The sequence below is a fragment of the Bosea sp. ANAM02 genome (genome assembly GCF_011764485.1).
Taxonomy (GTDB): Bacteria; Pseudomonadota; Alphaproteobacteria; order Rhizobiales; family Beijerinckiaceae; genus Allobosea.
Window position 1 is genome coordinate 211,180 of the sequence record NZ_AP022848.1, and the last position, 23,613, is coordinate 234,792.

Below are 23,613 nucleotides of genomic sequence, written 5' to 3' on the forward strand. Positions count from 1 at the left end.
CCCTACCGTGATCCTGGGGGAAGATTGATGCACATCAAGGCAAAAGTCTTTATTCGCCATTACGTTGACGAATGACGAAATTCGTCATAACGATCAATTCTTCACCGCTTTCGTTTGAAACAACCCAGCCGGCGACGCCGTGAGCAACCCCGAACGCGATACCAGGCAGATCATCGTCGACACCGCCGAGCGCTTCTTCCGCGATATCGGGTATCAGAAGACGACCGTGGCGGACATCGCCAAATCCCTGCGCATGAGCCCAGCCAACGTCTATCGCTTCTTCGATTCCAAGAAGTCGATCAACGAGGCCGTGCTGGAGCGCTACAAGCGCGAGCAGGAAGAGGCGATCGCCGCCATCGCGGACGAGGACCGGCCCGCCGCCGAGCGCCTGCGCGACATCCTCGCCACCTCCTACCGCCTCAACGCCGCGCGCTTTGCCGGCCATGCCCGGATGCAGGAAATGGTCTGCGCCGCGATGGAGGAGAGCTGGGACGCGATCATCGCCCATATCGAGCGCTTCGACATCGTGCTGCGCCGCGTCGTCGCCGACGGCATCGCGCGGGGCGAGTTCCGGCCGATGGAACCGGCGCACGCCACGGGCTGCATCCGCACCGCGATGATCCGCTTCATGCACCCGCTGCTGATCACGCAATGCGAGTGCATCCCAGGGCCGACGCCGGACGAGATGATCGCCTTCGTGCTCAGCGCGCTGGAAGCGAGGCCGCAAAGTCGCTAGACGGCCTCCGCCGGAGCATCGAAGCGAACATTCGGCCCGATACTCCAGGTTTCCGATTTCGCATCGGCTTTCCCGAAAACCGCGTTCACCTTTTCAGGCCGATGCTCCAGCGCGTTGACAAGCCGCAGAGGGAGCGGGATACCGCCCGGGCATGGCCATCCTCCCGAAACAGAATCTCAAGAAGCTCGCCATCGTCCTGCACGACCTTCTGGTCACGGCGCTGGCGATCTGGCTCGTCTTCATCGTCCGCTTCGAGGGTGCGCAGCTCGAAGAGCACCTGCGCTATCTGCCGCAGTTCCTGCCCTTCTTCGTGGCCTATGCCGGGCTGGTCTACTGGTTCTTCTCGCTCTACCGCTCGAAATGGCGCTTCGCCTCGCTGCCGGACCTGTCGAACATCGTCAAGGCAGTCTCCGTCCTGACGGTCTCGCTGCTCGCGGTCGACTACGTCCTGGTCGCACCGAATTTCTACGGGGCCTTCTATTTCGGCAAGATCTCGATCGCGCTGTACTGGCTCGTGCAGGTCTCGCTGCTCGGCGGCCCGCGCCTCGGCTATCGCTACCTGAAATATGCACGCTCGCGCACCACGACCGGGCGCGAGTCCAGCCTGCCGGCGCTGCTGCTCGGGCGCGGCGTCGAGGTCGAGATGGTGATCCGCGCCATGGAGGCCGGCACGATGCGGCGACTGCGCCCAACCGGGATCCTGTCGCCGCGGCCGGACGATCTCGGCCAGACGATCCGCGGCGTGCCGGTGCTCGGGCTGCTCGGGGATATCGAGCGGATCGCGGGCGAAGCGGTCGAGCGCGGCGAAGCCTATCGGCGGATCGTGGCCACGCCCTCCGCCCTGCTGCCGGAAGCGGAGCCGGAAAAATGGCTGGCCCAGACGCGCAAGCTCGCCCTGCCGATCTCGCGCATCGAAGCACTCGGCGAGGGCATTCGCGACACGGAGATCGCGCCGCTCGAGATCGAGGACCTGCTGGTGCGCTCGACCGTCGCGATCGATCGCGAGCGGCTCGGCTCCTTCCTCAAAGGCAAGCGCGTCATCGTCACCGGCGGCGGCGGCTCGATCGGCTCGGAGATCTGCCTTCGCTGCGCCGCCTTCGGTGCGGCCGAGCTTCTCGTCGTCGAAAGCTCCGAACCGGCCCTGTTCCAGATCAGCGAACAGCTCTCGGTGCAGGCGGCGCAGACCGCCGTCTCGGGCGTGCTGGCCGATGTGCGCGATCGTGAGCGAATCATGCCTCTCTTCGCCGGTTTCAAGCCCGATATCGTCGTCCATGCGGCGGCGCTGAAGCATGTGCCCTATCTGGAGGCCGACTGGAGCGAGGGCATCAAGACCAATATCTTCGGCTCGGTGAACGTCATGGACGCCGCCGTCGCGGCCGGCGCCCGGACCTTCGTGATGATTTCGACCGACAAGGCGATCGAGCCCGTCTCGATGCTGGGCGCGACCAAGCGCTTCGCCGAGATCTACGCGCAATCGCGCGATGCCGAGCTCGTCGCCGCCGATTCCGGCATCCGGCTGGTCGCGGTGCGCTTCGGCAATGTGCTGGGCTCGGCCGGCTCGGTGGTGCCGAAGTTCAAGGCGCAGATCGCCCGCGGTGGCCCGGTTACGGTGACCAGCCCGGAGATGATCCGCTATTTCATGACGATCCGCGAGGCTTGCGACCTCGTGCTGACCGCGGCTTCCCACGCCCGCGAAAGCGGCGCCGAGACCGAGCGCGCCGCCGTCTACGTGCTGAAAATGGGCCAGCCGATGCGGATCATGGACCTGGCCGAGCGGATGATACGCCTCGCCGGCTTCGAGCCGGGCGAGGATATCGAGATCGTCGTCTCGGGTGTCCGGCCGGGCGAGCGGCTGCATGAGATCCTGTTCGCCCATGACGAACCGATGGCCGAAACCGGGCTCGACGGCGTGATGGCCGCCAAGCCGATCTTCGCCGGCCGCGCCCGGATCGAGGAATGGCTGGCGCAGCTCCAGGCCGCCGTGAAGACCAACGACCAGGCCGCGGCCAATGCCGTGCTCGACGAGGCGATTCCGGATTTCAGCCGGCGCGATTCGACGCGGCCAGCCGTGCCAGCGCTGCCGTCGTCTCAACCTGCGGCCGCCAGCCAGCGGTGAGCAGGCGCTCCGGCCGGGCGACGAGGCTTCCCGACAGCTTGAGGAAGGTCTCCTCACGGCCTGCAAGACGCGCCAGCCGACGCAACCAGGCCTCGGGCACGGGCAGGAGTCCGGGGCCACGCCCCAGCCCGGAACGCATCGCCGCGAGCATCCCGGACACGCTGATCGGCTCGGGATCCGACAGCGCATAGCTCTGCCGGGCCGGGCAGGCCGGGGTCAGCGCGAACAGGATGGCGCTGGCGAGGTTTTCGACGGCCAGCAGCGAGCGCGGCCCCTTCAGCCCACCGAAGGGCAGCGGCACGGGCAAGCGCGCCAGCTTGAGAAGCGCGGCCATGTTGGCCTTCACGCCCGGGCCGTAGATCAGCACCGGGCGCAACGCGACCCAGTCGAGATCGAGTGCGGCCAGCCCTTGTTCCGCCGCAAGCTTCGAGCGGCCATAGGGGTCGCCGGGCATCGGCTGCATCTCTTCGGTCAGCGGCGGGCCATCGAAGGCGTCGGTCAGCGCCTTGATCGAGGACAGATAGACGAAGCGCCGCACCCCGGCCGCTTCCGCGGCGCGGGCGAGCTCCAGCGTCGCTTCCGTATTGATGCGGCGGTAGAGCGCCTCGTCGAGCCCCGGCCCGGCATGGGCGAGGCCGGCCATGTGAACGACATGGTCGACGCCCTCCAGAGCGGCCTGCCAGTCGACGGGCGCCGTGAAATCCCCGGTCAAGACGGCTTCCACCCCGGCAGGAACGGCCTGCGCACGGCGTTGGGCGAGGCGCGGGCGATAGCCTGCTTCGATCAGGCTCGCGACGACATGCGGCCCGACGAAGCCGCTCGCTCCGGTGATGAGGACGCAGCCCTCAGCCATGTCGCGGGCCGGCAGCGAAGCGGCGGAGCAGCAGGCCGGTGAGCAAACCCGCAATGGCCAGGCAAGCGAACTGGACGGGAAGAGCCGGCCAGAGCAGCGACGCGCCCGCGATTACTGCCAGCGCGAAATTGAGCAGGGCGACGCGGCCGACAACCGCCATGACGCCGAAACCGTTGGTCGTGGCCTGCTGGTAGAAATGCAAGCGATGCGCTTCCCAGACCTTCTCGCCACGGGCAAGGCGGCGCAGCAGCGTGATCGTCGCGTCGGCGATATGGTAGAACGGCAGGATCAGCGCGGCGGCGAAAGCGCCGGTGCCGGCGAGCCGATAAAGCAGATAGGCCGTGACGAGCCCGATCGGCAGCGAGCCGACATCGCCGAGAAAGAGACGCGCCACCGGCCGGTTGAAGGGCGCGAATCCAAGAAGGCCGCCGCAGAGCGCCGCCGCGAGCCAGCCGGTGACGGGATCGATCGTCCCCGTCATCCCGGCGAGTGCCAGCGTCGCGGCCAGCGGCACCATGCCGGCGACCGTGATCCAGTCGAGCCCATCCATGAAATTGACGAGGTTGACGAACCACACCCCTGCCAGAAGCGCGAATGCACGCTCGACAGACAGAGGCAGGAATTCCGGGAACAGACGCAACTCGGGCGCGGCGCGGAACAGCACGAAACCGACGCAGACTGCCTGCAGCACCAGCCGGATGCTTGCCGGCAGCGGCCGGATATCATCCCATGCGCCGACGATGCCGAGCCCGGTCACGGCCAGGCCGAGCACGATCACTGCGCGCGCCGCTTCGCTTTCGACCGGAGCGAGCCAGAGCGAGGCGCCGAGCGCCAGGAAGGCGCCGGCGAGGACGGCGATGCCTCCACCCTGCGGGGTCGGAATCCTGTGGCTGGACCGGGCATTCGGCCGCGCCAGCGCGTAGCGCAGCAGGAGCGGACGCAAGGCCACGCACAGCACCGCCGCCAGAACGGCGGCGGTGGCACAGATGATCAGGGGGCGGAGCAAGTTGTCCAAAGTGCCCGCACCATAGTCGAGGCGGCGCAAAAGCCTAGAGGCCAGCCGACCTTATACGCGCGGAGCGGTGTCCACTTCGCTCGAAATGCTCTAGTTTCGGAAGCCGATCAGCACGCCATCGGCGCCGAGCTGGAGCTGGAGTCCCTGGCGGCGGGTGGCGAGCCTCAGCGTCACACCCTTGTCATTGCGCAGCCAAGTTGTACCCCGGCCGGCAGCACCGACGGCCCAGCCTTCCTTGAGCTGAACGTAAGGTCCGGCGAAATCGGAGACGCGGCGCAGCCCGTAGACCGTGCCGGAGGCGACAGAACGCGAGGCGCCGATCGAGCCGATGCCCAACCCGCCGACCGTGATGGGATAGGAGCGCCCCTTGTAGCGCAGGGTCCCGCCGCCGGCCTCGCCGGAGGCGATGAAGCCGGCCTGAACCTGCTCGATGCGGACGGTTCCCGTCGACGGGCCGAGGGAGCGCTGCTGCGCCACGGCCGGCGCGGCCAGCATCAGCACGGCGGCGATGGTGGTGGTGGTCTGCCTGATCGTCATCATATCCTGCTCCTTCGGCCGAATCGGCGGCATGGCCGATCAACCCGCGAAACGCGGATTCGATCCCCGGCGGGAGCGGAATTACGGTCGGATCAGGATCGAGACCGCAGAAGCCTGCCCGGATCGGTCACTTCCCGACCTTCTCGTTGCGCAGGGCATTGGCGACCTGGTCGACAAGACGGCGCGGATCGGGATGGCCGTCATATTCGATGACGCCGACATTCAACGTGTTCTTGAGAACCGTCTGGCCGTCGATCGAGAAATGCGTCGCCGCATAACTCCCGACGATCCCGCGGGCGAAGGCCGCCGCCTCCCTGGCATCCGTCCCGACGCGGATGATCAGGAAGGTCTCCCGGCCCATGCTGAACACGGTGTCGCTCGACCGCACCGCATTGAGCAGCATCGCGGCTGTCTGCTGCACGACGGTGTCGGCGCCGGCCTCGCCGAGGCGGGCCCGCAACGTGTCGAACTGGGAGATCTCGAGCATGATCATCGAGAACGGGCGGCTCGTGCGGCGGCGCAGTGCGATCTCGCGGGAGATCGCCGCCCGCAGGAAACGGCGGTTGAGCAGACGCGAGAGCGGATCCCGGGCACCGCCCATGTCGAGGGAATGGCTGAACTGGGCGCTCAGGAGATTGTTGATCTGAGCGACGATCTGCCTGATCTCGCGCAAGCGCTCCTGGCTGCCGGCCGCGTCAGTGCCGGCGTGGAGCTGCCGGATATGGGCATCGGCCTGATCGACGAGCCGCGCGATCGAGGCATATTCCGCGGTCCGGCCGAACAGCAGATTCGCCCGGTGCGAGAACCACAGGCCGAACTCGGAACGGCTCAACGGCAGGACGCCGCCCGCTTCGCCGGCGATATGGGAGCCGAAGAACACGGCCTGCGCCCATTCGGCGAGCGAAGCCTTCTGCTTTTCCCGCTCGGCCCGAAAATCGTGATCGATCGACACCTGGCGCAGCGCTTCCTCCGCGCGCAGGTTGCGGTCGAGCCCGCTGATATGGGCAGCCATGATCGCCGCCGTCGCGATGTCGATGACGCCGGAGACGTAGAGCGCGGCCTGGGCGAATTCGTCCCGCGACAGCCGGGTATGCTTGAGATTGCTGCAGATGCCGCGCTTGAAGGCCCGCGCCGCGAGCATGCTCAGCGAGGTCGAAATCTGGATGCGGGCATGGGTCGCCCCGATCTCGGACTGACGCATGAGGAAAAGCGTCGGGTCGAGCGGCTCCCGCGGGAAGATCTCGACCAGCCACTGCGACAGGGCGCCCCGGAAGCGCCGCGCGAGGCTCTCGTTGTCGAACAGAGCCTGGACTCTGACATGGCGCGCGAGGTCGCCCCAGAGTTCGTCGACCAGATCGCCAGCGAAGTGCTTGACGGTGCTCGCCACCATAGCGCGCACAGATGCGGGCATGTTGCTGCTCAAGGTTGAAATCTCAACCTTCAGTTGCGCGAAATCTTCTTCTTCCCAGAGCGCTGCGCTCAGCATTTCACCTTATCCGGCAGAATAGAAATTCCTGACGAGATCAATCCGTAGTATCTTATAGTTATCAAACGACAACAAACCTGCTCGAGCTCCATTAAGAACTCGTTAATATCGGTTAACATGTTAACGCGGCTTGTCCTCAGATATCATGAAAATGAACCGGTTTTGAAACAAACGCCCCCAGGATCATGCAAATTTCGCCCACGATTCGTAAATTTTCTTCGCGCTGTTAAGTGCGGCTAACAAGCCCTTAATCGCTTCCTTAAGAGCCTCCGCTCGTTATTTAACTTGGTTAGAGCTTTCTTCCCTGCGTCACATCGCGTCGGGGACGGACAATGGCCTTCAACCTCTTCACCAAGGACAATGCTGCGGCCCAGATCGAGGCGATCCATCGCTCGCAGGCCGTGATCGAGTTCGACATCACGGGCAAGGTTCTGTCCGCCAACGACAATTTCCTCGCGGCGACCGGCTACAAGCTCGAAGAGATCGTCGGGCACCCCCATGCGATCTTCCTGCGCAGGGACGAGGCCTACGCGCCGGCCTACAAGGCGTTCTGGAGCGCGCTGCGTCAGGGAGAGCCGCAGGAGGGGCAATTCCTGCGCTTCAGCAAGGACGGCGCGCCGCTCTGGCTCCAGGCGGTCTACGCGCCCGTGCTCGGCCGCGACGGCAAGCCCACCAAAATCGTCAAATTCGCGACCGACATCACCGCCCAGAAGGCCGAAATCGCCAATTCGGAAGCGCAGATCGCCGCGATCCGCAAGTCGCAGGCGGTGATCGAATTCAATCTCGACGGCATCGTGCTCGATGCCAACGAGAACTTCCTGAATGCCGTCGGCTATCGCCTCGACGAGATCAAGGGCCAGCATCATCGCCTGTTCATCGCGCCCGAACAGCATCAGTCCGACGAATACAAGCGGTTCTGGGCCAAGCTCGGCCGCGGCGAATACGACGAGGGCGAGTATCTGCGCATCGGCAGGGGCGGACGCCGGATCTGGATCCAGGCGACCTATAATCCGATCCTCGATTCCGCCGGGCGGCCCTACAAGGTGGTGAAATTCGCCTCCGACATCACGGAACGCCGCCGCGAGCAGGAGGCCCTGCAGCTCACCGTCACCGAGACCCAGCAGGTCGTCGCCGCCGCCAAGCAGAAAAATCTCAATCCACGCATCGAGATGGCCGGCAAGGCCGGCGACCTGCGCAATCTCTGCGAGGGCGTGAACGCGCTGATCGAGACGCTCTGCGACGTCGTGACCACGACGGCCGAGATCTCCGGGACGCTGACGGCCGGCTCCTCGACGATCAACCAGGACAGCCGCAACCTCGCGCAGCGGACCGAAGAGCAGGCCAGCAGCCTCGAGGAGACCGCCGCCACGACCGAGGAGCTCGCGGCTTCCGTCAAGCAGAGCGCGGCGCGGGCGCAGGACGCGACGGTGCTCGGCGAGAAGGCCAATGCCATCGCCCATCGCGGCGGCGACATCGTCACCGCGGCGATCGCGGCGATGGAGCGCATCGAGCGCGCCTCAGCCAATATCGCCGACATCATCAACGTCATCGACACGATCGCCTTCCAGACCAACCTGCTCGCCCTCAACGCGGCCGTCGAGGCGGCCCGGGCCGGCGAGGCGGGCCGCGGCTTCGCGGTGGTCGCGTCGGAAGTCAGGGCACTCGCGCAGCGCTCCAGCGATTCGGCCAATGACATCAAGAAGCTGATCACGGATTCGGGCGAGGAGGTCGCCGCCGGCGTGAAGCTGGTTCAGGACGCCGGCGCCGCGCTGACCGAGATCGTCCAGTCCTCACAGCAGGTCTCCAACGCGCTCGCGGATATCTCGATCGCCTCGCAGGAGCAGGCGAACGGAATCGAGGAGGTGGCCAAGGTGGTGGCTCATCTCGACGAGATGACGCAGCAGAACGCCACGATGGTCGAGCAGAGCCATGCCGTCGCCGGCACACTCGAAGGTTCGGCGAAGCGGCTCCAGTCCCTCGTCACCTCCTTCCAGATTCCGCTGGAGCGGCTGAACAGAAAAACTGAACCGGCCGCCTTCGCCAGACCGGCGCCGGGCGAGGCCGAGCTCGCCCCGACGGCCCCGGCGCGGCTGCAGCGCAAGGTGCTGCGCGCGATCAACGGCCACGACGACTGGGCCGAGTTCTGAACGGCTCCGCCGCAGCGTCCCGGCCTGGGAAACGCTGCCATCGCCCGACGACCGAACGATCCGAGGACAAGACCTTGAACCAGGACGACTTCAGCAATTGCATCGCCGGGCTGGCCAGCGCCCAGATCAGCCTGTTCGGCATCCTGTTCAAACATCTGGAGAATCGCCTGGGCGGCGAGATCCGGCGCGATTTCGCCGATGAGCTCGGCCGGATCATGGCGATCTCCGAGCAGAGCGGGCAACCGATCCAGCCGATGCAGCGCATCGTCTTCCAGAACATCGCCGACTGGCTGCAATCATCCGAGCGCGGCTGGACGCCGGTCGTGATCGAGGGGGCGAAGACCCAACCGGTCATGACGGGCGAAGCCGCGCCGGCATGTCACGGCTGAGCGCCGCGCGTATCCGGAAGGGCCCGCGTCTCAGTGACTGCGCGATCAGACAAATTCGGCTTCCCATCCCGAACCCTGCTGCGCCTGAGCGCATGGCTCGAGGCGAGCTGTGGCCTGGCGATCGCCGCGGAGGAGCGGGCGCGGCTGCGACAGGCGCAGGCCGTGCGCTACGGCGAAGCGCTGCCGACGATTCTCGGCGCCAATATGGTGTTCTCGCTGACGATCTCGGCGGTGCTGCTCTGGTCGGGCTGGTGGCTCTTTCCACTCATCTGGGCACCCGTCGTCGTGGCGCTGTCGGGGTTCGGCATCCGGCGCATGAGTCTCCTGAGAGCCCGTACCCAGCAAACCGAGCCTCCCTCGCCGCGTTTCACGGTGCGCATCATCCGTGATTCCTGCCTGCTCGCGCTGCCCTGGGCGGCTCTGGCCGTCGCCTTCAATCCCGGCGCGGCGCCGCGGCTCGACGGGATCATCGGCATCACGATCACCTGCCTATCCTGCGTCGGCGTCTTCACCATGGCGATCATGCCTGCCGCCGCAGCCGCCTTCCTGGCGACGCTCTGGGCCGGGCGACTGACGCACCTGGTCTTCCTCAAGGGCGACATGCTGGTGCTGTACGTCGCCGTGGACCTGATCTTCCTGGCGCTCTCGCTACTGCTCGTGCGCTCGGTCGCGCAGCGCTTCCTCGATCGCGTGCGGGCGGAAACCGAGATCGCCGCGCTGCGCGAAGCGGAACGCCGGCACGCGGCACGCGAGGAGGCAATGCGGCTGGCACTGGAAAGCCGCGTCCAGGTCTTCCACGGGGATGTGAAAACGGCCTTGTCCTCGCTGTCTGCCTCGATCGGCCAGATGAATGGCAGCGCCGACCGGTTGACGACGCTATCCCGGACATCCCGGTCCGGCGTGGCGGAATTCCCGGGGATGGTCGACCGCGCCAGACTCGGCCTGAAGCATGTCGACGAGGAATCGCACCGCATGACCGAGGCGGTTTCGTCGATCCGGGCTGGTGCCGACCACACCTCAGGCTTCGTCCAGGTCGCGGCAGAGAACGTACGCCGGTCCGTCCTCATCAAACAGAAGCTGGTCCATCTCCTGGACGAGGTCGACAAGGGCACGAACCTGATCCGAGACATCGCGCGGCAAACCAATCTCGTCGCGCTCAACGCGACGATCGAAGCAGCACGGGCCGGCCAGCTCGGAACCGGCTTCTCCGTGGTCGCGCGCGAAGTGAAGCTCCTGTCCGGCCGAACCAATCAGGCCGCCGAGCTCATCATCAAGCAGGTCGAGGAAATCCGCGCGGCAGCCAGGGAATCGATCGCCGCCTCACATGAGATCGAAACGGCGGCGCATTCGGTGATCGATTCGGCCGAAACCATCCTGGCCGCCTCCGACCAGCAGGCCGATGCGCTCGGCAAGATCGTCATCGCGCTAGGCGACGCCGTGATCGCCGCCGAAGCGGTGACGCAGGCGACGGCGATCGTCACGGCAGGCTCGGAGGGCGCGCTCGACCAGGCCGTCTCCGTGGCCGAAATCGCCACGCGGATCCAGGAGACCGCGCAGGCCCTAAGCGACACCGTCGATGCGTTCTCGGCGCTGGTCGTCAAGCTGTGACCGGAGCCTCGCGCAAGGGCACAGTCAAATCGGGCTTCGCATCAGGAAGGCCCGACGGATCCAGCTTTTCAAGGAATTTGGAGCGGGCGATCGGGATCGAACCGACGACATTCAGCTTGGGAAGCGGTGCGAAGCCCTTGATCTAGTTGAGCCCCATTCCCCATCGCAGTTTTGGAACTGCGACGAATGAGTGAGGCCGATCTCGATACTGATGACCTCTCTGCTGAGAAGCTCCGCGCCATAATCCATGGCGCGGAGGCGCAGTTCAAGGACCCGCATCGGCGTATCGCCGAGATGGTCGAGAACGCATTCAACCCCCGCGTTGATGACGGTTTTCAGCTCGGGCCGCCGGTCGATGAGGCGCCGCCGAAGCGCAAGCCGATCATGGCAACGCCGTTCAAATGGATCGCGCCGAGCGCCATCCCGCCGCGGCGTTTCCTGTACGGCACCCACATAACGCGGAAGTACCTTTCGGCGACGATCTCCCCTGGTGGCGTTGGAAAGTCCTCGCTGGCCTTGACGGAGGCTCTGGCGATGGCCAGCGGGCGCGGCCTGCTCGGTATCGAGCCGCCGGCTCCGCTGAACGTCTGGTACTGGAATGGCGAAGATCCGATCGACGAGACGCAGCGTCGCATCGCCGCGATCTGCAAGCACTATCTGATCCCGCCAGCCGACTTCGAAGGCCGCCTGTTCATCGACACCGGCCGCGAAACAGAAATCAGCATCGCAAAAGGCTCACCCCGCGGCCTGACGCTGAACGATGCGACCAAGCAGGAGCTGATCGAAACGATCCACGAGCACGGCATCGACGTGGTGATCATCGATCCATTCGTGTCGAGCCACGAGGCTTCCGAGAACGACAACGGGCATATCGCGGCCATCTGCAAGCGCTGGGCGCAGATCGCGGATGAGACGAGTTGCGCCATCGAGTTCGTCCACCACGCCCGCAAGATGGGCGTGGGCGGCAGCGGCGACGTGACGGCGGACGATGCTCGAGGTGCCAGCGCTCTGCTCGCTGCGGTCCGCAGCGCCCGCACGCTCAATCAGATGTCGAAGGAAGACGCCGAGAAGGCCAAGGTTGAGCAGCCGCGCTCCCATGTCCGCATCGACGACGTGAAGGCCAACCTGGCGCCGCCAGCAGAGGGGGCGAGGTGGTTCAAGCTGATCGGCGTACCGCTCGACAATGGGGGCAACGAAGGCCGCGGCGACGAGGTTGCGGTCGTCACGCCGTGGAGATGGCCTGACCCAAACGAGGAGGTGACTGTCGATGACGTTCGCGCAGCCCTGGCTCGCATTGCGCAGGGCGAATGGCGCCTCGACCAGCAGGCAAAGAACTGGGTCGGGCATGCGATCGCAGAGGCGCTTGGCCAGGACATCGAGGAGAAATCCGTCCGCAGCGCCATGAAGCTGCTCGTCCAGAAATGGATCGCAGAGCGCTGGCTGAAAGTCGTCAAGCGCCAGGACCAAAAGCGGATGATGAGGGACTTCGTCGAACCGGGAGAGGGACCATGAAGGCACATTGCCCAACCTTCAAAGGTGTGGCGGGGCAGGGTGTGGCGCTGGGGCAAACCGAACTTGCCCCACCTCCCTATAGGCCCCCCTTTAGGGGGGCCGTAAGGGTGGGGCAGGAGCGTTCGAGCGGTGTGGCAGCGGAGCAGGCCGGAAGGCTGGCGCAGTTGGCGGCTCAGATCGAGCGGCTGAGCGTGTCGCATCGTGACCCGGAAGCGTTCTTCATCGAGCGGTCGGAGATTGCGAACGAGCTGCGGGTCGTGTCGCGCAACATTGTTGCGCGGTCACGGGTCCCTGTTCCCGCCAATTTAGCGGGACAGGCGGGCCGCGAGGGTTTGCCAGTGACTGGCGTTTTAGACGCTAAAGTCCGGACTTGAGGACGGTCCGAGCCATGCACCCAACGCAGAACGGATTGTTCGCTGACTTCGTCCCCGCTCCGGCCCCGGCCGTTTCGAAGAAGGGCTTTGCCGAGATGATCGGCGTGACGCCCGGCCGCGTGTCACAGTTGATCGAAGCCGGGTTGCCGGTTCAGCCGAATGGCACGATCGCGGTCAAGGAGGGCGTCGCCTGGGTCGAAGCGAATACCGACCCCGCCCGCCGGCGCGCTATCCTGCCCGGCAGCACGGCGTCGGCGCCTGCAGGTAGTTCTCGCGCCAGACGCGATGCAGCGGATGCTGTGACGGCCGAGCTGAAGGCCGCCAAGCTCGCCGGGAACCTCATCGACCGTCGTGTAGCGCTGCGCGTCGTCGAGAGCCGCGCCCGCATGGAACGGGATAGCTGGATTGCCTGGGTCAATCGGGTTGGACCGGGGATAGCCGCGGCGACCGGCGGGGACATCGCCGTCATCGCTGGCGAGCTGGATCGGTTGGTTCGCGAGCACCTCGCCAGCCTGGCCGAGATCAAGATCGAAAGGCTCGAGGCATGATGGATCTCGCGACCGAAACGTTCGCCCTCGTCGATGAGGCCTGGCGGCGCGGCCTCTCGACCCCGCCTGCGATGACGGTTTCCGAATGGGCCGATCGCAGCAGAATGCTCCCGTCCGAGAACGCGGAGCCTGGTCCGTGGCGGACCGATCGCGTGCCTTATCTCCGCGAGATCATGGACCAGCTGTCGATCAGCACGCCGACGGAGCAGGTCGTGTTCATGAAGGGCTCCCAGACCGGCGGTACGGAAGCCGCGTTGAACGCGATAGGCTACTGGATCGACCACGCGCCTGGATCAATCCTCGCCGTCTGGCCATCGATCGACATGGTGCGCCGGAACTCCCGCATCCGCATCGAGCCCCTCATCGCCGGCACGCCTGCGATTCGCGCGAAGATCGTCCAGCCGAAGGCAAAGGAGCCGGGCAACACGATCTCGCAGAAGGAATTTCCGGGCGGCTCGCTCATGATGACCGGCGCCAACAGCGCGACGGCCCTGCGATCGACCGCTGCGCGCTATCTCGTCCTCGACGAGGTCGACGCCTTCCCGATGGATGTCGACGAGGAGGGCGACCCCGTCTCGCTTGCGATCCAGCGCACCGTGACGTTCCGCGGCCGCCGCAAGATCGTGATGATTTCGACCCCGACCATCGCCGGTGTCAGTCGCATCGAGCGCGCCTGGCTGGAAAGCGACCGCCGTCGCTATCATGTGCCATGCCCGCACTGCGCCGCCTTTCAGCCGCTGGAGTGGCGCGGCGTGACTTGGCCCGAGGACGAGCCGGCGCGCGCCTTCTACGCCTGCCGGGAATGCGGAGGCGTTATCGAGGAGCATCAGAAGCCCGCGCTGCTCGCCGCCGGCCGCTGGGAGGCCGAGGCGGCCGGTCCCGGGAAGGCAGCCGGCTATCACCTCTCCGCGCTCTACAGCCCTTTCGAGAGTTGGGGGCAGATCGCTGTCGATTTCCTCGCCAGCAAGGACGATCCAACCCGTCTCAAGACATGGGTTAACCTCAAGCTGGGCGAGCCCTTCGAGGATCGCGAGACGGCGCCGCTTCCTGCCGAGCAGCTTCAGGCCCGCGCCGAGGATCTGGATCAACTTTGGACCGAGCTACTGCCGGACGGCGTCGCGGTGATTACCGCCGGCGTTGACGTGCAGGATAATCGGATCGAGGTCGAGCTCGTCGGCTGGGGTCGGAACGAAGAGAGCTGGTCCATCGACTACCAGATCATCCACGGCGATCCGGCCGGCCCTGAGCCATGGAACGCGCTGGACAGGATCATCGGCAGGCGCTTCGCCCATCCGCGCGCCGTGCCGGATTTGCCGGTGATGGCCGTGGCGGTCGATTCCGGCGGCCACCGCACCAGCCAGGTCATGGCCTATTCTGCCGCACGGCTGAACCGCCATGTATGGGCCGTGAAGGGCAAGGGCGGGGCTGGCGTGCCTGCCTGGCCCCGGCGCCCGCCAAAGCCGCGGAAGGCCACGACGACACCGCTGCACATCATCGGCGTGGATGGGCTGAAGCATCAGCTCCTGGCCCGCCTGCGCTTGTCGGAGCCCGGCCCGGGCGCATGCCATTTCCCGAGCGACCGCGATCCGTCGTGGTTCGCTGGCCTGCTGGCGGAACCGCCGATCAGAAAATACAGCCGCGGCGTGCCGCGGATCGAGTGGGTGGTCGACCGCGGTGTCAGGAACGAGCCACTCGACTGCCGGATTTACGCGCTAGCTGCGCTAGCTGGCCTTGGCGCAGCGGGCTTCTCGCTCAGCGATTCTGCATCGCGGATCAGCGAAGCCTGCGCGCGTCAAGGTGGCGGCGCCGAGAAGAGCCTGCTACCCCACAGGCCCTCAATTATTAAATCCCGATGGATGGGCCGCTAAACCACAGCAAACAGCATGCGACAGATTGACTCACGCCCCGTTTCGTTTATTGCGTTTAGTCGCGGCTGTGCGCATATGTCTCTTCGGAGAGGGAGATATGCCATGCTGAAAGAACGCCCCGGCACCTTGGTCCCATCTCGCGCTGATGCAGAGATGGCGACGGAGGCTAGCCGCACGCTTGCCCGCCATCGTGGCGGCCCCTTGCGTATTCGGCTCGACGATGGTGCGGAGCTGCCGCTGCCGACTGGCGTCGTCGATTTGCTGAAGCACATCCTGACGGAGACCGCTGACGGCAACGCCGTCACACTGATCCCGCTACATGCTGAACTGACCACCCGGCAGGCGGCGGAATACCTCAATGTTTCTCGCCCGCATGTGGTGAAGCTTATCGAGGAAGGCCGTCTTCCACATACCAAGGTCGGCACGCACCGCCGGATTAGGTTCACGGATCTGGAGGCTTTCAAGGCTACCCAGGACGCAAGGCGCCGAGAAGCTCTCGACGCCTTAGCTGCCGAGGCTCAGGAACTGGAGATGGGCTATTAGGGTCGCAGGCTATACGGTCATCCTGGACGCCTGCGTCCTCTATCCCGCTCCCTTGCGAGACTTCCTACTGGAGCTCGCCGGGAGCGGGATTTTTCGCGCGCGCTGGACCGACCGTATCCATGACGAATGGATCCGGAACCTGCTGGCAAAACGCCCTGAGCTCGATCCGGCTCGGCTCGTTCGTACGCGTGAGAAGATGAATGATGCGGTGCTGGGCTGCATTGTCGAAGACTATGAAGATCTAATCGCCGCGATCGAGCTGCCCGATCCCGATGATCGCCATGTGCTCGCCGCAGCGATCCGCACCGGTGCAGATGGCATCGTAACCTTTAACCTGAAGGATTTTCCGGCCGAGGTTGTGCGGCGGTATGGGCTCGACATCATCCACCCGGACGATTTTCTTCATCAGCAGTTCGGGCTTGATCAGGCTGCGGTTGTCATCGCCGCGAGCACAATACGCGCAAGGCTGAAGAACCCTCCGACGACGGCAGCCCAGTATCTCGATATACTTGAGGCTCAAGCTTTACCGCAATTGGTGGCGGAGCTGCGCGCCTTTGCTGACGTGATCTGACTCGACGATCCTGATGTCTATGTGGACAATCCGTGCGCAAGCACGCCCGGAAGCCAGAACCCATTGACGAGATTGCCAGAATCAGCCGATTTGGACGGTTGATCGCTTCGTAAAAAACGAACGGTCCAGGGCTGCAACCCCGGACCGTTTGAATTGAAGCGGTGTCGGCGCTGTCTGAGCCTGCGCCGGCCGCGTGGTACCCACCACAGTGTAGCGATACGCTGATTTGGGTGACGTGCGCAAGATGGTTCGGCCAATCAGCCAACCACGGAGTACCCACCATGGCTGATCGTCGCAAGCCGCGTGGCGGCTCTCGCTCTCCCTCCCGTCGTCTCACCGCGAGCGACGCCGCGATCATCAAGAACCGCATCCTTCGGGGTGAGTTCCTGAACCGGATCGCGGCTGATTTCGACGTGAACCCCGGGCGGATCAGCGAGATCAAGACGGGAAAGCGGTTCGCCGAAGTCCCGCCCGCCGCCTGACGGCAAAACAGGGAGGCGCGGGCTCCGGCCCGCGTCTCTTTGCTGTGTGAATTGCGGGGGCGGTTTCCGGGCATTGCGAGGAGGGTTTCGGCTGAGCAATTGCGCCTCTCGCCGATCTGCAGGCCTCTGGCGTCAGTCCATGCCAAGGAGGCCGCCATGACCGTTACCGTCGCTCACGATATTCTTGCCAGCGCCACGCCCGCTCCAACTTCGAACCTGGCTGCAGCGCAGGCAATCATGACCAGCAATCCCGATGCCGAGCTGATCGCGCTGACTGTCGAGTTCGAAGCGCTGGAACTGGGTTTCGAGCAAATCTACGAGGCTATGGCGGAAGCCGAGGAGGCTCACCCGGGTCCGGAGGCACCCGAGGCTATGTTCGTCCGCCCCCAAGATCCAAGATCGCTGCCTTCATGCCGGCGCCACGACGGGCTCATGTGGTATCGCGGTGCGATCGATCAATTTCGATCCAACCCGATGGTGAGGCGGGCCAGGACCGATGACGGCGAGACCGTCATGGTTCCCGATCCTGCCGCCCAGAAGCGCGCCGATGAGATCGTTGCTGCGTTCGATCATTGGCAGGCCGCCTGCGAGCGCGACAAGGTAGCAACCGGCAGGGCGGAAATCGAGGCTCGCCACAGCCGTGCGGTAGCGAGATTTCACGAGTTGATGGACATCTTGGCAGGATCGAAGCCCGCAACAATTGCCGGCGCTCAGGCCAAGGCCAGGGCGATATTGACCCGGAAGCAGCTCATTCTGGACGGAGAGGAGATCGACAACGATCGGAAGATGATCGTGTCGATTGCGGAGGATCTCGTCAGGCTCGCCTGACAGATTTGGCCCCATTTTTGATCGTAGCGGTACGGCTAGTCCGTACCGCTTGTTCTGTTTCAGCTATTCTACAGGTCTCTTAGCCAGCCTAACGCCGGCTCCGCCGCCATTCTCAGGAATGAACTCGACTCCTGCAGCCTCGAGAGCGGCTCGCACAGCAGCGAGCTTTTCCTGATCGCCGGCATACTTGCCAGTCTCAAAGTTCGAAATCGTGTTGCGGTGAACGCCTGCGGCGCTAGCCAAATCGGCCAGGCTCCAATTTAGCGCAGCTCTCGCCATCCTCACTTGTGCAGGCTTCACAAGCTATAATCCTTGTGCTAACGTCACAAGTGAAAGTAGCACAAGACCCTAGGAGGATCAACTAATGCCCCGCGCAAGCGCTGCGGCAGCCGTTACCGGCTTGCCCGAAAACATCGAAGCCGACTTCCATCTGAACCTCGGCCGAGCGATCGCCCGCGCCGGTGCCGACATAGTTCGCGCCGAGGAGGAGATCGCGGCGATCGAGGCCACAAATGCCCCGGGAGCTGGGGTGATCAAGGCTTCCCTCGATCATGCCTTCGATCGGGAAGAGGCCTTGATCCGCGCACTCGCTACATCTCCCGCGAGTTCTCTGGCTGGCGCAGCCGTCCAGTTAGCGGCCGCCGTCAAGTTTTTCGCTTGGGCAACCATGGAAGAGACCCCGCGTCCTGAAGACGAGCGGGCGATCAATCGTCTCATGACTTCCGCTTTGACGGTGATGGTTGATGCTGCGGGTCTCGACGCTGCGCGGGACGGAATCGACCACCTCGTCGACCCGAGGTCCAACCAGTGGCGCGACGTCTATCAGCGCTTGGCCGAGCTCTTTCCGGCAACGGCGAGCGAGGAGACCAGCCATGAAGGCTAACGTGATCAGCCGCCGCGCCTGCCTCGCCGTCGCCGCCAGCGCAGCCGTTGCACCGGCAGTCTCCGCAACTCCCGAATATTCCCGCATGGATGAGCTGATCGCGGATTGGCACCTCGCGCGAGAACAGGCTGAAGCCCTATCCAGCGAAGCGGACCGCATCCACGACACTGCCGATCTCCCCAAGGTCGAAGTCTACGATGGTGAACAGTGCTTCAGATACCCGCATGAGGTGAGCACCAAGTTCGACAGGTGGATCGAAGCCTGGGAAAGCGACAGGCTGCAGGCCGAGTTTGCTCCGAGGCTCAGGGAACGGCGCGAGAGCCTGCTGGCAGAGCTCAGGCGCCTTGAAGCTGCGCGCACTGAAGCCGAACGCCTCTGCGGACTGAAGACGGCCGAAGACCTGTGGCAGCGCGCCGAACAGCACCAGTGGGACATTCGCGGGGAGATATTCGCCCGTCAGCCGACCACCATGGCCGAGGTTGCCGCGAAGAACGCGTTCATCCTTCGGCAGATACAGATGGGCCTTCCGCCGACGGATGATGAGCTCACAATTATTTTCGCAACGCCAACCGTCGCTTAGCTTGTCCTTTTACGCAAGGCCCTGTTGAAAAAGAGCAATTTGCGTTTGAAGGTCGATTGTTGTATCTGATACGTCAATCCTTGACGGGCCGTCCCGTTCGCTATAAAGATAGATGCATCGGATACATTAATTATGAGAGCAGGGAACCTCATAGCGATGCTGCACGCGGAGACTGGGATCGACACGACGGAGTTGGCCTTGAAAGCGCGACGTTTGCGCGAGGTCGGGCTGTTCGTCCGTGAGACCCGATCTCCAAATTCGCCACGCGCGACACATCGGCAGGTGGCCAATCTCATCGTGATGATTCTCAGCGACGCGCCGGCACTCTACGCGGAACGCACGATCGCTCGCGCCGAAGCCATGCGAAATATGGACCTCAAGCACGCCCGTCAGAACGAGGATGCCGGTCCTGAATTCGCTGTGTTCAAGCGGGAGGATGCTTCGTTCGTGGATGTCCTGGCGGACTTGATCCAAAAGGCCTCAGACAACCCAGATTGGTTCGCGCACGCCTATCGGAATACATACATCGAGTTCGAGCCGTTGTCGTTTCGAGCACTAGTCGATCTTGATGTGATCGGGCCTGGCCCGATGGGCGGGCGTCGCATATTCGCTGCTACGCTTAATTTTGCCGACCACACGAACGAGCTAACCTCTTCTGCTCCCCAGTCCTTTCGGAGAACCACCCGCATCGACGCTCCATTGCTGCGTGCCATCGGCGCAGAATTCGCACGGCAGGATGGTTGAGATGGGAGAGCACAATCCGGCGGCAGCCTTCCGCGAGAACAAAACGAACTCAAATCAGAAACATATTGAGCTCGCCGCTGACGCCGCGACCACAGCCGGCGAGCGGCATGATCGCGTCTCGCCCTTCTGGCGCCGCTTCTACAATGACCATTGCTGGCCGGCCTGGCGGCTCGACCGCTGCTCTCTCGATGAGCTTCTTCGCCTGCAGAAGGCGGTCCCCTACCTCCAAAGCGCGATCGACCGTGCCGTTTCTCGGAAGGAGCTCGCCCGATGAGCGTCGTCATCTTTCCGCGTCGACATCTCGGTCAACGGCAGCCCGACGCCTTTGTGCTGCGCCTGCCTGTCATCGACATGAAGGTCGAGCCGCAGGTGTTCAGTGGCGTCGACGCCCTCACGCAAGCTGCCGCGCTGGCCGAATACGAACGGCTCTTTGCTGCGGTCAGCGCTGCGGAGGAGAGCGGTAAACGCTTGGTTGAACTGATGCGCCCCTTCGTGGTGGAGGCGACGCGATGAAGCTGCCCGCCTTCGCTCAGAAACTGCTCGGCCGCTCCGGCAAGGTGCCCGTGCTGCGATCCTTCGAAGGTGCCGGCGCCGGTCGCCGCTGGTCCGGCTTCGCTGACATGCCCAGCGCCATCGCTTCGATGCTGGCGAGCGGCGGCACGCTCGCTCGCCGTGGTCGCGGCCTGGTCGCCAACAATGGCCATGCCGCCAGCGGAGCCGAAGCCTGGACGAGCGCTCTGGTCGGAACCGGCCTCAAGGTTCAGGCGCGTCGGCCGGGTGTCGCACAAACTTTCGAGGGCTGGACCGATGAGGCAGACGCAGACGGGCTGACGGATTTCTATGGCCTCCAGGCCACTATGGCGCGTTCCATGGTCGTCAGTGGTGAGGCTTTCGCACTGATCTTGCCAAATGGGCAGATTCGGCAGATCGACCCGGAGCAGGTCGACCGCAACCTGACGCAGGCCACGGCGGCTGGCGGCCGGATCGTCCAGGGCGTCGAGTTCGACCCCGCCGGCCGGAAGATCGCGTTCCACATCCGACGGGATCAGCCAGGGATGCCGCTGGCGATTTCCTACGAAATCGTGCGCGTGCCTGCGGATCGCTGCATCCATATGTTCCGCCCTATCTTCCCGGGCCAGGTTCGCGGCCTGTCGTGGTTCGCCCCAGTGTTGCTGCGTATGGCTGATTTCGACCGCGCGATCGACGCGCAGCTTCAGCGCCAGCTCGTCGCATCGCTGCTGACCGGCTTCGTAGTAGCGCCGAATGGCGACGCAGGCGGCTTCTTCGGAGAGCAGAACGGTCCTGTTCTGCAGGCAGGCCTCGAGCCAGGCACGATGCAGGTTATTCCGCCCGGCCATGATGTCCGCTTCAGCGAGGCAGCGCCCATCGGCGCAGAGGCTATCGATTTCCTGAAAGTGACCCGGGACGAGGTTGCTGCCGGTCTCGGCGTCCCTTCGCATGTTCTGTCCGGAGATCTGAGCCAGGCGAATTATTCGAGCCTGCGCGCCGGGCTCGTCGAGTGGCGCCGCCGCGTCGAGGCTATCCAGCACAGCGTGATCGTTTTCCAGTTCTGCCGGCCCATCTGGCGGAATTGGCTGCTGCAGCGGGCGCTCGCCGGCAGCCCGGATATGGCCGGCTATTTCAACAATCCCGCCGACTTCGAAGCCGCGAAGTGGATCACGCCGCGCTTCGACTGGGTCGATCCGCTCAAGGATGCCGAAGCGGAGATTGCAGCGATCGGCGCCGGCCTGATGAGCCGTCGGCAGGCCGTGGCCGCCCGTGGCTATGACATCGAGCAGCTCGATGCCGAGATCGCTACCGATAACGCCCGAGCGCAGGGCCTCGGGCTCGAATTCACGACTAACCGTCCGCGCACCATCGAAAGGGAGAGCGCATGAACGCCGTCACGCCCATCGCGGTCTCCGAGCCCATGGCGGAAGAAGCCATCATCACTCGCGCCTTGCCCCAGGCCGCAACGAGCTGGAACGCGGAGACCTGGACGGTCGATGCCACGCTCGCAACGCCGGGCGCGGGCGTGACGCGCTATGACGCGCGCGGCGAATATTCCGAGTTTCTGTCGTTCGAAAATCAGTCATGGCCTGTCCAGATCCCTCTTCTGGACAGCCATCGGCGGGACAGCATTGATGCCCGGCTTGGCAGTGTCGACACTCTCAGAGCTGTCGGCGGGGAACTGCATGGCCGCATCAGGCTGTCCCGCCACCATCCCCTTTCCCAGCGGATCGCCGCGGAGATCGCGGACGGGCACACGCTCGGCGTCTCCATTGGTTACATCACGCGCGAACAGCGCGAGCGAACCAATCCCTCGACGAAGCGCCGCGAAATGATCGCGACGCGCCTCGACGTGCTGGAGGCATCGCTCGTCACCATCCCCGCCGACCGCTCTGCTGGCTTGAGGAGCCACAGCATGACGGTTATCCCCGCACCGGTCGAAACGCCGGTCAGCACGCCGGCGTCCCCGCCGGCCAACGCCGCGGCGTCGACCCAGGAACGGGCCGAGGCCGCCAACACCATCGTCGACCGCGCCGCGGTCAATGGCGAGATCCGCTCGATCGCCCGCCTCTCCGGCCTCGATCAGGCCTGGGTCGACTCGCAGATCGACGGCAATGCGACCGCCGACAACGCGCGTCAGGCGGCATTCGCTGCCATGTCCCAGCGTGCTGCGCCGGCAGGTCAGGTTCGCAACACCTCGATCAGCATCGGCACGGATCACTCCGACCCGGAGCTGCGGGTTCGCCAAGTCGGTGAGGCGCTCTATGCCCGGCACAATCCGGGTCATCAGCTCTCGGAACCGGCGCGCCAGTTCTTCGGTCTCAGCACGCTCGATATCGCGCGCGAGAGCCTCCGACTGCGAGGCATGGCAACCACCGGGCTTTCGGCAGCGACGATCGTCGAGCGTGCCATGCATGCGACGAGCGATTTTCCGCTGATCCTGGGTGATGCCGTTGGTCGGACGTTGCGTGAATCGTATCGCGCGGCTCCCTCCGGCCTGAAGCTTCTGGGCCGGAAGACCACGGCGCGCGACTTCCGCACGAAGCATCGCCTGCAGATCTCGGAAGGGCCGCGGCTGAAGCAAGTCGTTGAAGGCGGCGAATTCGAGCAGGGCACCTTCGACGAGGCGAAGGAGAGCTACAAGCTCTCGACCTGGGGCCGTATCTTCTCGATCTCGCGGACGGCGATCGTGAACGACGACCTCGGTGCCTTCACCGACCTCGCCCGCCGCCTCGGCCAGGCCGCTGCCGCGACGGAGGCGCAGATCCTCGTCGATCTGCTTGTTTCCAGCAGCGGCAACGGTCCGACCATGTCGGACGGCAAGCCGCTGTTCCACGCCGATCACGGGAACAAGGCTACCTCGGGCTCGGCAATCTCGGTTGGTTCCTTGTCGATCGCTCGCAGCGCGTTGCGCAAGCAGGTCGGCCTGACCGGCGAAGCGATCGATATTTCGCCCCGCTATATCCTCGTCGGTCCCGACAAGGAGACCGAGGTCGAGCAACTGCTCACGGTGCTGAACCCAGCCAAGGCGGAGGACACGAACCCCTTCGCCGGCAAGCTCGCGATCGCGGTGGACGCCCGCCTGACCGGCAATCGCTGGTACGTCTCGGCCGATCCAGCCACCGTCGACGGGCTCGAATACGCCTATCTGGAAGGTGAGGAGGGCGTCGTCATCGAGACCAAAGCAGGCTTCGAGGTCGACGGTGTCCAGGTGAAGGCGCGCGTCGATTTCGGCGCCGGCTTCGTCGATCACCGCGGCTGGTACACCAACGCGGGAGCCTGA

The 23,613-nt window shown here is 64.8% G+C and carries 23 protein-coding genes; 18 read left to right on the forward strand and 5 right to left on the reverse strand.

Annotated elements, in window-relative coordinates:
- The first annotated feature begins 139 nt into the window (after positions 1-139).
- The gene (locus OCUBac02_RS01045) at positions 140-736 is read left to right on the forward strand and encodes a TetR/AcrR family transcriptional regulator (protein WP_047581189.1); all 597 of its coding nucleotides are present in this window, start codon (positions 140-142) and stop codon (positions 734-736) included.
- A 151-nt stretch (positions 737-887) separates the two neighbouring features.
- Complete coding sequence (locus OCUBac02_RS01050) at positions 888-2,852, forward strand: nucleoside-diphosphate sugar epimerase/dehydratase (protein ID WP_173043123.1); 1,965 nt, start codon at positions 888-890, stop codon at positions 2,850-2,852.
- On the opposite strand, the gene OCUBac02_RS01055 is transcribed toward OCUBac02_RS01050, so the two are convergent.
- The 4 genes from OCUBac02_RS01055 to OCUBac02_RS01070 all read right to left on the reverse strand — a co-directional run bounded on the left by OCUBac02_RS01055 (position 2,776) and on the right by OCUBac02_RS01070 (position 6,668).
- Positions 2,776-3,705, reverse strand: a complete 930-nt coding sequence (locus tag OCUBac02_RS01055; protein ID WP_173043124.1) for an NAD-dependent epimerase/dehydratase family protein — start codon at positions 3,703-3,705, stop codon at positions 2,776-2,778. The genes OCUBac02_RS01050 and OCUBac02_RS01055 overlap by 77 nt on opposite strands.
- The gene (locus tag OCUBac02_RS01060) at positions 3,698-4,711 is read right to left on the reverse strand and encodes an MraY family glycosyltransferase (protein WP_173043125.1); all 1,014 of its coding nucleotides are present in this window, start codon (positions 4,709-4,711) and stop codon (positions 3,698-3,700) included. The genes OCUBac02_RS01055 and OCUBac02_RS01060 overlap by 8 nt, the downstream gene beginning before the upstream one ends.
- A gap of 99 nt (positions 4,712-4,810) precedes the next feature.
- Positions 4,811-5,260, reverse strand: a complete 450-nt coding sequence (locus OCUBac02_RS01065) for a hypothetical protein (protein WP_173043126.1) — start codon at positions 5,258-5,260, stop codon at positions 4,811-4,813.
- A 124-nt stretch (positions 5,261-5,384) separates the two neighbouring features.
- On the reverse strand, positions 5,385-6,668 hold the full coding sequence (locus OCUBac02_RS01070) for a GGDEF domain-containing protein (protein WP_173043127.1): 1,284 nt from the start codon (positions 6,666-6,668) through the stop codon (positions 5,385-5,387).
- Positions 6,669-7,075: 407 nt separating this feature from the next.
- Between OCUBac02_RS01070 and OCUBac02_RS01075 the strand changes: the two genes are divergently transcribed.
- The 10 genes from OCUBac02_RS01075 (at position 7,076) to OCUBac02_RS01120 (ending at position 17,613) form a co-directional block, all read left to right on the forward strand.
- The gene (locus tag OCUBac02_RS01075) at positions 7,076-8,890 is read left to right on the forward strand and encodes a methyl-accepting chemotaxis protein (protein WP_173043128.1); all 1,815 of its coding nucleotides are present in this window, start codon (positions 7,076-7,078) and stop codon (positions 8,888-8,890) included.
- A gap of 74 nt (positions 8,891-8,964) precedes the next feature.
- Complete coding sequence (locus OCUBac02_RS01080; protein ID WP_173043129.1) at positions 8,965-9,279, forward strand: hypothetical protein; 315 nt, start codon at positions 8,965-8,967, stop codon at positions 9,277-9,279.
- Positions 9,280-9,312: 33 nt separating this feature from the next.
- A complete protein-coding gene (locus OCUBac02_RS01085) occupies positions 9,313-10,887 on the forward strand; it encodes a methyl-accepting chemotaxis protein (protein ID WP_173043130.1) in 1,575 nt (524 codons plus the stop codon).
- 186 nt (positions 10,888-11,073) lie between these two features.
- Entirely contained in the window at positions 11,074-12,399 is a 1,326-nt protein-coding gene (locus tag OCUBac02_RS01090) for an AAA family ATPase (RefSeq protein ID WP_244639054.1), read from the forward strand.
- A 469-nt stretch (positions 12,400-12,868) separates the two neighbouring features.
- Positions 12,869-13,321 (forward strand): hypothetical protein, encoded by a 453-nt coding sequence (locus OCUBac02_RS01095; protein WP_173043131.1) that lies wholly within the window; start codon positions 12,869-12,871, stop codon positions 13,319-13,321.
- On the forward strand, positions 13,318-15,189 hold the full coding sequence (locus OCUBac02_RS01100) for a phage terminase large subunit family protein (RefSeq protein WP_173043132.1): 1,872 nt from the start codon (positions 13,318-13,320) through the stop codon (positions 15,187-15,189). Before OCUBac02_RS01095 ends, OCUBac02_RS01100 begins: the two co-directional genes overlap by 4 nt.
- A 102-nt stretch (positions 15,190-15,291) precedes the next feature.
- On the forward strand, positions 15,292-15,732 hold the full coding sequence (locus OCUBac02_RS01105) for a helix-turn-helix domain-containing protein (protein ID WP_173043133.1): 441 nt from the start codon (positions 15,292-15,294) through the stop codon (positions 15,730-15,732).
- Positions 15,733-15,754: 22 nt separating this feature from the next.
- Positions 15,755-16,303, forward strand: a complete 549-nt coding sequence (locus tag OCUBac02_RS01110; RefSeq protein WP_280528858.1) for a PIN domain-containing protein — start codon at positions 15,755-15,757, stop codon at positions 16,301-16,303.
- 281 nt (positions 16,304-16,584) lie between these two features.
- Complete coding sequence (locus tag OCUBac02_RS01115) at positions 16,585-16,785, forward strand: hypothetical protein (RefSeq protein WP_173043134.1); 201 nt, start codon at positions 16,585-16,587, stop codon at positions 16,783-16,785.
- 156 nt (positions 16,786-16,941) lie between these two features.
- The gene (locus OCUBac02_RS01120; RefSeq protein ID WP_173043135.1) at positions 16,942-17,613 is read left to right on the forward strand and encodes a hypothetical protein; all 672 of its coding nucleotides are present in this window, start codon (positions 16,942-16,944) and stop codon (positions 17,611-17,613) included.
- A gap of 63 nt (positions 17,614-17,676) precedes the next feature.
- Here OCUBac02_RS01120 and OCUBac02_RS01125 read toward each other — a convergent pair whose 3' ends face one another.
- Positions 17,677-17,892: a helix-turn-helix domain-containing protein gene (locus OCUBac02_RS01125; RefSeq protein ID WP_173049220.1), complete on the reverse strand. Its 216-nt coding sequence runs from the start codon at positions 17,890-17,892 to the stop codon at positions 17,677-17,679.
- A gap of 85 nt (positions 17,893-17,977) precedes the next feature.
- Between OCUBac02_RS01125 and OCUBac02_RS01130 the strand changes: the two genes are divergently transcribed.
- The 6 genes from OCUBac02_RS01130 (at position 17,978) to OCUBac02_RS01155 (ending at position 23,613) form a co-directional block, all read left to right on the forward strand.
- Entirely contained in the window at positions 17,978-18,496 is a 519-nt protein-coding gene (locus tag OCUBac02_RS01130) for a hypothetical protein (protein WP_173043136.1), read from the forward strand.
- Positions 18,486-19,076: a hypothetical protein gene (locus OCUBac02_RS01135; RefSeq protein ID WP_173043137.1), complete on the forward strand. Its 591-nt coding sequence runs from the start codon at positions 18,486-18,488 to the stop codon at positions 19,074-19,076. Before OCUBac02_RS01130 ends, OCUBac02_RS01135 begins: the two co-directional genes overlap by 11 nt.
- A 156-nt stretch (positions 19,077-19,232) precedes the next feature.
- On the forward strand, positions 19,233-19,820 hold the full coding sequence (locus tag OCUBac02_RS01140) for a hypothetical protein (protein ID WP_173043138.1): 588 nt from the start codon (positions 19,233-19,235) through the stop codon (positions 19,818-19,820).
- A gap of 270 nt (positions 19,821-20,090) precedes the next feature.
- Complete coding sequence (locus OCUBac02_RS01145; protein WP_173043139.1) at positions 20,091-20,333, forward strand: hypothetical protein; 243 nt, start codon at positions 20,091-20,093, stop codon at positions 20,331-20,333.
- Complete coding sequence (locus OCUBac02_RS01150; RefSeq protein ID WP_173043140.1) at positions 20,330-21,718, forward strand: phage portal protein; 1,389 nt, start codon at positions 20,330-20,332, stop codon at positions 21,716-21,718. The genes OCUBac02_RS01145 and OCUBac02_RS01150 overlap by 4 nt, the downstream gene beginning before the upstream one ends.
- Positions 21,715-23,613 (forward strand): prohead protease/major capsid protein fusion protein, encoded by a 1,899-nt coding sequence (locus OCUBac02_RS01155; protein WP_173043141.1) that lies wholly within the window; start codon positions 21,715-21,717, stop codon positions 23,611-23,613. Before OCUBac02_RS01150 ends, OCUBac02_RS01155 begins: the two co-directional genes overlap by 4 nt.